11 protein-coding genes are annotated in these 5,930 nt (G+C 35.8%); 4 read left to right on the plus strand and 7 right to left on the minus strand.

From position 1 onward, the window contains the following. The first annotated feature begins 73 nt into the window (after positions 1-73). The 4 genes from CY0110_RS27220 (at position 74) to CY0110_RS27235 (ending at position 1,045) form a co-directional block, all read left to right on the plus strand. Positions 74-298 carry a hypothetical protein gene (locus CY0110_RS27220; RefSeq protein WP_008278886.1) on the plus strand — a complete coding sequence of 75 codons (225 nt, stop codon included), beginning with the start codon at positions 74-76 and terminating at the stop codon, positions 296-298. Continuing rightward, positions 286-462: a type II toxin-antitoxin system RelE/ParE family toxin gene (locus CY0110_RS27225; RefSeq protein ID WP_008278887.1), complete on the plus strand. Its 177-nt coding sequence runs from the start codon at positions 286-288 to the stop codon at positions 460-462. Before CY0110_RS27220 ends, CY0110_RS27225 begins: the two co-directional genes overlap by 13 nt. A 169-nt stretch (positions 463-631) precedes the next feature. Further along, a complete protein-coding gene (locus CY0110_RS27230) occupies positions 632-844 on the plus strand; it encodes a hypothetical protein (protein ID WP_232285822.1) in 213 nt (70 codons plus the stop codon). Positions 845-847: 3 nt separating this feature from the next. Beyond that, positions 848-1,045 (plus strand): DUF2283 domain-containing protein, encoded by a 198-nt coding sequence (locus CY0110_RS27235; RefSeq protein ID WP_008278889.1) that lies wholly within the window; start codon positions 848-850, stop codon positions 1,043-1,045. Positions 1,046-1,323: 278 nt separating this feature from the next. Here CY0110_RS27235 and CY0110_RS27240 read toward each other — a convergent pair whose 3' ends face one another. From CY0110_RS27240 to CY0110_RS27270, 7 genes are all read right to left on the minus strand, one after another. Further along, entirely contained in the window at positions 1,324-1,803 is a 480-nt protein-coding gene (locus CY0110_RS27240; protein ID WP_008278890.1) for a DUF4279 domain-containing protein, read from the minus strand. A 10-nt stretch (positions 1,804-1,813) separates the two neighbouring features. Further along, on the minus strand, positions 1,814-2,305 hold the full coding sequence (locus CY0110_RS27245) for a Jag family protein (RefSeq protein WP_035800858.1): 492 nt from the start codon (positions 2,303-2,305) through the stop codon (positions 1,814-1,816). Positions 2,306-2,419: 114 nt separating this feature from the next. After that, positions 2,420-3,556: a membrane protein insertase YidC gene (gene yidC / locus CY0110_RS27250; RefSeq protein ID WP_008278892.1), complete on the minus strand. Its 1,137-nt coding sequence runs from the start codon at positions 3,554-3,556 to the stop codon at positions 2,420-2,422. A gap of 103 nt (positions 3,557-3,659) precedes the next feature. After that, on the minus strand, positions 3,660-4,055 hold the full coding sequence (locus tag CY0110_RS27255) for a PH domain-containing protein (protein ID WP_008278893.1): 396 nt from the start codon (positions 4,053-4,055) through the stop codon (positions 3,660-3,662). Next, positions 4,027-4,410, minus strand: coding sequence for a ribonuclease P protein component (gene rnpA / locus CY0110_RS27260; protein WP_008278894.1), 384 nt, complete (start codon positions 4,408-4,410; stop codon positions 4,027-4,029). Before rnpA ends, CY0110_RS27255 begins: the two co-directional genes overlap by 29 nt. A 33-nt stretch (positions 4,411-4,443) precedes the next feature. Then, complete coding sequence (rpmH, locus tag CY0110_RS27265) at positions 4,444-4,581, minus strand: 50S ribosomal protein L34 (RefSeq protein ID WP_008278895.1); 138 nt, start codon at positions 4,579-4,581, stop codon at positions 4,444-4,446. An 88-nt stretch (positions 4,582-4,669) separates the two neighbouring features. After that, positions 4,670-5,930, minus strand: a 1,261-nt coding sequence (locus tag CY0110_RS27270; RefSeq protein ID WP_008278896.1) for a translocation/assembly module TamB domain-containing protein, incomplete at its 5' end; no start/stop codon positions are given.

The raw sequence follows: 5,930 nt of genomic DNA on the forward strand, positions 1-5,930 counted from the left end.
TTTCAGGGCAAGATTTTCATTACTCTAAGCTTTCCCTTGTATCATAATGATTAGTTAAATAACTGTTAGGAAAATGATCAAAACCTCAACCTTCCAGCAAGCCCTTGAAACCATTGAAGCCTTGTCTTCTGAAGAACAAGCAATGTTACTAGAAATTATTCAAAATCGCCTACGAGAACAGAAAAGACAAGAATTACTAAAGAATGTTGAACAATCAGAACAAGATTATGCTGAAGGGAACGTTAAGCGAGGATCAGTCAGTGATTTGATGAAAGCTTTGGAACAATGCGAGAATTAGTTTGGAGTCCTAACTTTATCCGTCAACTTAAACGTTTAGTTCGTCAAAACCCATTGATTAAACACACGGTTGAACAAACATTAGAACGATTAATCAATGATCCTTTTGACCCTAGCTTGAAAACCCATAAGCTTAAGGGAAACCTTGCCAATAAATCGTTTTAGGCAACCTTTAATAAAATAAAAATAGGAGGGCGATAAGATTGAAGGCTTTTCTACTTTATTTCTGGTGTTTTTTGATTTTTATGTACTGATGCAATATCTCAGTAATACAATAAAAAAAGTTAAGTTAATTTGTGCGAGTTAAGTGAAATTTACCGAGTATTTTAAAGCAATGCGACTTCGTCCTGACAGATCAGACATTAAGTTAGAATGGATAAAGAAGACGATAGACACACCAATAAAAAGGGAAACTCAAGATGATGGAAGAATTCGATGCTGGTCGAAAATTGAAGAAAAAAATGGCAAGTATTTACGAGTGATTCTTTTAGAAGATGGAGCAACTGTTCATAATGCTTTCTTTGACAGAAATTTTAAAGAGACATAAACCATGAAAATTCAGTATTTTGAAGAAACGGACACACTGTATATTATTTTCTCTAAAAACTCTCCTGTAGAAACAAGGGATCTAGACGAAAATACTTTAATAGATTTAGATGAAAATGGACAAATGTGTAGTATGACCATTGAACACGCAAAGAACAGGGTTGATATTCCTAACATTGAATATACAACCATCAAAAGGTAATTCTATAAATAATCAACAAGCGATCGCTTATTAGCCTCTGTTTCTGATGGTTGGGTTCAAGTAATTAAAGATGTTTATCGCTTAAGCCACCTTACCAATAATACATATTATCTTACCTTACTACATTATTAACACTGAAATAGTAAGGTGGGCAATGCCCACCCACCCTACAATCTTGTTTTCTCCCAAGGTAATTCAAACATCATTAGCAAAACTCCTAATTTTATTGATAATTTTTTATGTTGTCGAGATATGTACCATTCTCTAGTTTTTGGTTCTTACTCTTCAGAGTTACTGGTAGGAGGATATAAGGCAACCGTAATATCAATTGGAATAATAGTAAGTCTTTTAAGAAGACTGGAATTAAGGAAAAATTGTCCATTATCTTCCCCAGCAAAAAAACTACAGTAGATTTCTAAATCGCAAACTTTAACAAGTGTCCCAAATTGAGAAAGATGCTTTTCAATCACAGAAATTATTTGTTTTATATGGTCATCAAACGAAGCTTCCGTCGCAAGCTCTATATCAAGATACCAAGATGATTCTTGTCTAATTCTACTTTTTGGATTTCGAGGACTCATTAAAGTCCCTTTTTCGTAGGCTCTAGTAGGTTCAAAGCCTAAGATATCAGTTATTTCTTTAACACTTATAATTTTACTGCTAATACACAAGGTACATCGATAATAGGATTTTTCTGTCATTTGCAAAGTTTTATCAATAGTTTCAACAGCGAACAGTAATAACTGGTAACTGTTCACTGTTCACTGATTAATATCTCGGTTTAACAATTAAACGACGATTCGGTTCTTGTCCTCTGCTTTCTGTGGCAATATCTTCGACATTCTTGAAAAAGGAATGAATCTGACGACGTTCGGCTGAAGAAAGGGCGGTCATTTCGATTTCTTGACCTGTTTGACGAACTTTTTGGGCAATTTCTTCAGTTAAACTTTTTAACTGTTCAAGACGCTGCAAACGATAGCCATTCAATTCAACGGTAAATCCTTGTTGCTCATCACTATCAACGGTTAAATTAATCAAGGTATTGGCTAAATATTGAATTGCATCAATGCCTTCTCCTTTTTCCCCTAATAACATTAAAGTTTTCTCAAGGGGTAACTCAGTTTCATCAATAATTAACCAGCATTCGTTCGTTCCTTCTAGTTCATTTTCTCGATAATCAACCTTAACATTGCTGGAAAACCCCATCAATTTTAAGAGGTTTTCTAACCAGTCTTGACCTGCTTGTTTTTCTTGTTCCATAGTAATTACTTGAATCGATATTTTATCTATCTTGCCTTGACCTGACTTTCTGTTATTATTTTGTGTCTTGCTAAAACGCATCGTAAAATAATGCGTTTTAGCTTAGCTGACAACTTATGAGGTTTTCTCTTTTTTCTTAGAACGCTTTTCAAAGGGGAGGGTTTCTCTTCCTTTTTCTGCTTTTTCTTGTTCTTCAAGTAACTTCTGCAAGTTTTCGGGTAAGGGTTCTCGCATTAAAATGAGGGTTTGTAGGGTTTGAAAAACGTTAGCCACGACAATATACATTAAAACCCCAGCCGGTAAGGGAAAAAAGAGAAACATTCCACTAAAAAGAAGCGGTGTAATCTTATTGATAGCCTGTTGTTGTTGCGCTCCACCCCCAGACGAACCGGATAATTCTTGGTTAATATAAATACTGGCACCAAAGAAGAGAATCATCCCTAAGATATCGTAGTTAATGGTTCCATCATCATTGACTACGCCGACTTGACCTAAAGCTTTGATAAAAAGGAATCCAGTATTAGCAGCAATCCCTGGGATAGTAGCTTGAATAGTGGCTTCCCCTGGAGCTAAGGCTTCAATGATTCCATCTTCATTGATTTTTACTCTTTCTTCCCCTTTGGTAACTTCATAAGTCGGTTGAATGTCGCTATTGGGGTTTTGCTCGACTAATTTAGATAAGGATTTTCCTTCGCTGGTTTGGAATTCAATGGTTGTCTTTTCTCCGACCCCTAACTTATTGCCTCCAGGTAATAAAGCAGCAATGGGATAATGAACACCGTCGCTGACATAGATGTTATTCGTTTTGGTGGCGTAGGGTTGGGGGACAACGCGCTCAATTTGTTCTGAGGGTACAATCTGCACATCAACGGTATAGTTAATGTTAGCAAACGGCGATCCTCTCAAAGTGGCAAATAAAGCGAATAAAATAGGCATTTGTAATAAGAGAGGCAAACACCCGGCTAAGGGGTTACCAAACTCTTGCATCAGTTTGCCCATTTCTTCTTGCTGTTTAGTGGGATCATCTTTATAACGACGCTGAATGTCTGCTTGTCGTTCTTTCATTAAAGGTTGAGTGATCCGCATTTTACGCATATTGCGAATTTGGCCTGCACTTAGGGGGTACAAACCAAAGCGGATGACTAGGGTTAAAGCAATAATCGCAAAACCGTAGCTTGGCACAATCCCGTAGAAAAAATCTAGGATTGGCAACATAATATTTGTGGAAATAAATCCGATACCAAAATCCATTCGTCTTAATCCAAGTAATTCCCTGATGGGGTGAGCTTTTGTCTAATCTATTCAATAATAGGAGAGAGTAACGCTAGGGTTATCTCTATCCTGATGTTAGAAGTTATTGGGCGGTAATCGCTTCAACTGATTTTCCTGTTTTATCGGCGACTCTTTCGGCCATATAATCATAAATTTCTCGGAAGCGAGGAACAGCTCGCATTTCTAAGCGACTTTTATCTCTGAGGGTGACAACAATATCTCCCCATAATCCAATTCCACGAGGGATTTTAGCAATTTTAACAATTTCACCATAAATGATGTCAGTGCGATCATTACCCATCCAACCGCCAGTTATGGAAATACGGCGATCAGTAATTCGATAACGCAACCAAATTGCACGGACAATAGCACCAACTGTCAAGGGCAAACAAATTACAGTGAATCCTAACAATATATTAATGATTAAATCCCCAACGTGAGGACCTCCTTCATAAAAGGTGTTCTCTCTTATACCCATAAATTATCTCGGCTTTAATTAACAACTCTTCTAATTCTCGCAAAAAATGTTCATATTTGCACTCTGTTGTGTTACGCTTGACCACAATAACCACCTGACACCTTTGTTTTATTCTAGGCAGAAAAAGACGAATTACTGCTTTAATTTGTCTTTTTAGGCGATTACGAACCACTGCTTTTTTACTAACTTTTTGACTAATGGAAATGCCAAATTGTGTCGGTAGTTTAGCTTCTTGTTGATCATTTTTACAAAATACCCGCATAACCAAGTGGGAACTTTGATAGCGTTTTCCTCGGTTATAAACGGTTTTAAATGCCTGTGGATGTCTTAGGCGGTTTTGTTTGGGTAATCCCACGAGTTGCCCATATCGGTTAATCTTATCGGAAATCTACACGGATAAGCGATATCTTCCTTTTTTACGCCTTGCTTGAATGACTTTACGCCCATTACTTTTTCTCATGCGCGCACGAAACCCTGATTTTCTCTTTTGTTTACGGTTGGTTCCCCCTAAGGTACGCTGAGTCACAATTATTTTCCTCCAAAAACGTTATTTTTGTTTAACTCTTTAAATACACAGTCTACAACTATAACATATTAACAGATCGCTTTGTGACCTAAAATTTGTTTTCGTAGCGAATGGTTGCTTCATTGAGAGTATAGTCATAAGAAAAACGAATTAAAGCATCATCTTCGAGTTTATAAACGGTTTCTAACACAGGAAACAACCGTAAATTAGTTAATCCAATGTTCTCACCAAATTGGCTAGTTTGTTGATTGGTATTAAACACCCAATCTTGTAAAAAAGGTAAAATGACGACTGCTGATTGTACGACTCCTGTTTCTAGTAGTTGACTCGAATTTTGTTTTTGCAATTCTTCAATGACTGGAGAAACTTGTTGACTAAATAAAGTTGATAATTCAGTATTAGTTAAAGGAGGGTTACTGGAAAAAGAAACAATCGGCGATCGCAATAAGTCTGCGATAGAATTAGACCCTAAATTATTAACTTCAATGCATCGAGCTAAAGCTCTTAAATTTTCAGGTGAAGTTTTATTATACGTTTCAATCGGGGGAGAATTTTTAGTATTAAATTGACAAACATCTCCAACAACATTATTAATATTAGGTAATACTTCATTCGCACTTCCTTGGATATTTAAGGTTATTTCGGCTGATTTCGCTCTACCACTTTGGACAATATCATCAGGAATTTCATTATCTTGAATTGAACGCAAAGCAACAGCGAAAATATATAGCTTTAGTTCTAAATCAATTAGAGGATTCAATAATCCTTGTTCGGGTAAAAAAGTCAAAGTATTTTGATTTTGGTCACTAATAAAAACACGAGTAACGGGTATATTCACTTGCCCACTATTAATTTTTATTTGTCCTGATGGTTCAACGCTTAAAATATCTATTAAAGATAAACGATCTATTTGACCATTTAACGTTAAATCCCCACTAAGATTAAGATTACCACCAATATCAAGGAAAGTTTTAGGAATAAGATCGGTTCTTTGATTTTTAACAGTAATATTATCAAGGGTTATTTTAAAATTATTTAATTTGGGAGGAATAACAATATTACCTTCAGAAGCAATAGTTCCTAGCCATTTTTCTAATATAAGTGATGTTTCTTCTGGTTTAAAATTTAATTGAGGTAGATTTAACTGACCTTCTGTAAAGTTAATATTTCCACTAATTTGGGGGTTGATTAATGCTCCTGTAATTAAAACATCACCACTGATCAACCCTTGATAAATTCCTGAATTATTAACTTCATCTTGTCTAACTTGGACAATAAGAGGGTTATTGATAGTTTCTTGATTTTGAAGAGGTAATAAGGGTAAACTTCCTGTAATTGCTAAGCGACTT

Source organism: Crocosphaera chwakensis CCY0110, assembly GCF_000169335.1.
Lineage (GTDB): Bacteria > Cyanobacteriota > Cyanobacteriia > Cyanobacteriales > Microcystaceae > Crocosphaera > Crocosphaera chwakensis.